Annotated in this window: 2 protein-coding genes; both read left to right on the top strand. The window is 51.6% G+C overall.

The genetic code is table 11. The features are described from left to right. The first annotated feature begins 125 nt into the window (after positions 1 to 125). Positions 126 to 2,627 carry a type VI secretion system Vgr family protein gene (locus CWS43_RS27040; RefSeq protein ID WP_101080199.1) on the top strand — a complete coding sequence of 834 codons (2,502 nt, stop codon included), beginning with the start codon at positions 126 to 128 and terminating at the stop codon, positions 2,625 to 2,627. An 18-nt stretch (positions 2,628 to 2,645) separates the two neighbouring features. Further along, a complete protein-coding gene (locus tag CWS43_RS27035; protein WP_101080198.1) occupies positions 2,646 to 3,512 on the top strand; it encodes a hypothetical protein in 867 nt (288 codons plus the stop codon). Positions 3,513 to 3,559 lie beyond the last annotated feature (47 nt).

The raw sequence follows: 3,559 nt of genomic DNA, 5'->3' as shown, positions 1-3,559 counted from the left end.
CACACCACCACAATTTGACTTAAGTAAAAACCATCTCAGGTAACCTCACCGCGGACGGTGGCGGGATAACGGAATAATTCACAGGGAGTCACCGGTTTACGGCCTGTGTAAAAGGGACTTAAACGATGGGCATTCAGGAATACATTCTTGCCGGCAGTAAATTACCTATCCATAATCATTACCAGCTACGGCTGACACGGCTCGAATCACAGCAACCCGGCGTCGATATCTCGGTGCTCAAGTTCAGCGGCACCGAAGCCATCAGCGGTATCCTGCGCTATGAGATTGAATTCACCAGCGCGGTGAAAGACATTCCCGCCCGACACATCATCAACTATTCCGCCCTGTTCCTGATGTACCCCGACGGCAAGCCGTGGGAACCGGTGATACCACGCATTATTCCCGGCGTCATCACGCAGTTTCGCCAGTGCAGCACGTCTGCCGACGAAACCCGCTACGTCGCGACGCTGGAACACCGCCTCACCCGCTTAAATCAGGGCAGCAATAACGCGGTTTACCAGAACGACAGCGTCATCAGCATGACCGAAAACACCTTCCTGCGTTACAACATGGACCGGCTGGATTTTCGGTTTGCGTTGAACGACCAGTACCCGCTGAAAAAATTCATGATGCAGTTCGGCGAAAGCGAATATGCGCACATCGCTCGCCGCCTGGCCGACAGCGGTATCTCGTATTTCTTTGAATACGATGAGGAAAACAACTGCGACGTGATGGTGCTGGCAGACCATTCCTACGCCTGGCCGGAGCCGGTGGCCATTCCGTTCCGCAACCCGGCGGGCATGTTCGACGGCGGGCTGGAATCGGTCTGGGAGATGTCGGTCAGCCGTAAATCGATTCCCAAGTCGGTGACGGTAAACGACGATTTTTATCCAAATGCGCAAAGCGATATGACCGCCACGACCGCCACTAACCCGGACTATCCGGCGCTGGTCGCCGAGGATTACCGCTGGGGCGAGTATTATCCCGAGCCTGGCAAGGAATACAGCAGCGAGCCCGGTCAGGGCATGTGGTACGCGAAACGCCGTCAGGAGCGCTACCTCAGTGAGCAAATCACGTTCGAGGGTAAATCCAACTGCATGACGCTGCGGCCGGGGATGCTCATCACCACGCCGGGCAAGGACTGGCCTGAAGCGCCGGACGGCCTGCTGATTGTTTCCACAGAATCTAAAAACGTCGCCCGCGACACGGCGTATTTCGTCACCTTCACCGCCGTTCCGCGCAATACCCAACATCCTTATCGCCCTGCTCTGCTGCCGTGGCCGACCGTCACCGGCACGCTCCCTGCCCGTATCTCCAGCGCCCATCCGGATGAACCTTACGCCCACATCAACGCCGACGGTTTATACCGCGCACAGTTTGGCTTCGACCGCACCGCATGGCAGAAAGGTTTTGAAAGCTGTTGGCTGCGTTTAGCCAGGCCCTATTCCGGGGATACTTACGGATTTCATATGCCGCTGCTGGATTCCACCGGCGTGGCGATTGCGTTCGAGAACGGCGACGTTGACCGGCCTTACATCGCTTACGCACTGCATGATTCACGTCACCCGGATCATGTTGCGTTACCGAATTATAAGCGGAACGTCATACGCACCCCGGCAAACAACAAACTGCGTCTCGACGACACGCGCGGCAAAGAACACATCAAGCTTTCGACGCCTGCCAGCGGCAAAAGCCAGCTGAACCTCGGTGCACTGGTCGATGACAAGCGAAAAGACCGCGGACACGGCGCAGAGCTGCGCACCGACGACTGGGTGTCCGTTCGCGGCGGCAAAGGCGTGTTTATTTCTGCCGACGTGCAGGCTTCCGCCGGGGGGCAGCAGCTGGATATGCAACAGGCCAAAGCCCTGCTTTCCAGCGCGAGGGTGGAAATGCAAAGTTTGTCGACCAGTGCTCAACAGGCTCAGGCATTAGCCGCCGACATCGACCGGCAACAGACGTTACTGCAGCAGAAACTCGACAAGCTTCAGCAGGCCGTTTTGCTTTTAAGCGCACCCAAAGGCGTGGGTATTGTCAGCGGGGACAGTATGCAGCTGTACGCCGAAGACAGCCTGACGCTGACCGCCGGTAAGCAGGTGGATATCGGCGCAACGAAGAAATTCACCGTCGCGGCTGGTGAGCAAATCAGCCTCTACAGCCGTCAGGGTACAAAAATGTTTGCCGCCAAAGGCGATATCGACGTTCAGGCGCAGGGCGGGAAATTCACCACCTGGTCAACGGACGATACGCATATTGCCAGTGGCAAAAAAATGACGGTGACCGCGCAGGACGAGCTGGTTCTGATCTGCGGCGGAGCCTACATCAAGCTAAAAGGCGGAAACGTCGAAATTGGCGGACCAGGTAAATTGCTCGTGAAAAATAGCGGCATCGTCAAGCAAAGCGCAGCCAGCATGCAGAGCGCGATGAAATCGTTTGAGCCCGAACAATTCAATGAAGGGTTTGTCGTGACTCATCCGCTTAATGGCAAACCGCTGGCTTCCCAGAAATATAAAATCACGCTGGATGATGTGCAGATTATCGAAGGGCTGACCGATGAAAAAGGCATGACCTCTCTCACTAAATCCCAGGCCGCGCAGGATATGGTCATTTCCTTGCTGGATGGCGAATAACAACGTCAAGGACCGGATATGAAAAAGCTAACATTGCTCACAGGTGCACTAATATTTTCGCTGTCCAGCCTGAATAGCTGTGCCGTGCCACCGCCTCCGGTGCAAACATCAACGCAGCCCGAAAAGCGGGCAGTACAAACCATCCCTAATCCACCTCAGGTGATTTATCGCATTGATAAAGATCGCTATCTCACGCTGGAGGATTATACCAACTGCGATGATGGTTCGATTTATTATCATAATGATAATAAGAAAATAAAAACCAAACTCTGGTTCCTTTCCAGGGGAACAATGAATTATAAAGGCAAGTTTATCTGGGCCGCGAAAAACGATGACATACTGGCTCTGCCATTTGTTCGTGGTGATAACGATGCATGCGGCGACCCGCTAAGAGGCTGTGCTTACAGCATATTGTCAGTCAGTAACGATGGTGGGAAAACATTTAGCAATATTAAATTCCATGCAAGTAATAGCTCGAGCTCTAAGGATTATACAATAATAAGTACCGATAATGCTATTTACATAAAAAGTACTTACTATGATGCAGAAAAATACCAAGTAAATAGCGCTGGTGAGTTTTATAACGTAAGGCAAACATGGATAGAGGATGCCTTTTATAAAGGAATGTTAAAATTCGGTGTACCTGAAGACGTTTTAGTGAAAAGCAATCCATTAGGCTACTCATTTATTTGGCTAAAAGATAAACATCATTACTCAGATGCACAAATTCATGAAGTAGATATTAAGGCTGATGCATTGTTTAACCAACTAAATAACTCACCAACGTTAGAGACTCTTCCTAATGATAAATTAGGTTCCTCACTGAGTAGTAAATTTAGTTGTAACGTTGATCTGATGCCGACTAAACCAAAAAATCAAGGATGACCATGAAAAAGCTAACATTACTCTCAGGTGCACTAATATTTTCGCTG

The sequence above is a fragment of the Rahnella sp. AA genome (assembly GCF_002834385.1).
GTDB lineage: Bacteria > Pseudomonadota > Gammaproteobacteria > Enterobacterales > Enterobacteriaceae > Rahnella.
The sequence above is the reverse complement of the archived record's forward strand: the minus strand, read 5'-3'. Positions and strand labels throughout refer to the sequence as shown.

What these genes read in the sequence shown, in the direction of transcription:
- CWS43_RS27040 (WP_101080199.1), top strand. Translation starts at nt 126, where the DNA reads ATGGGCATTCAGGAATACATTCTTGCCGGCAGTAAATTACCTATCCAT.
- CWS43_RS27035 (WP_101080198.1), top strand. Translation starts at nt 2,646, where the DNA reads ATGAAAAAGCTAACATTGCTCACAGGTGCACTAATATTTTCGCTGTCC.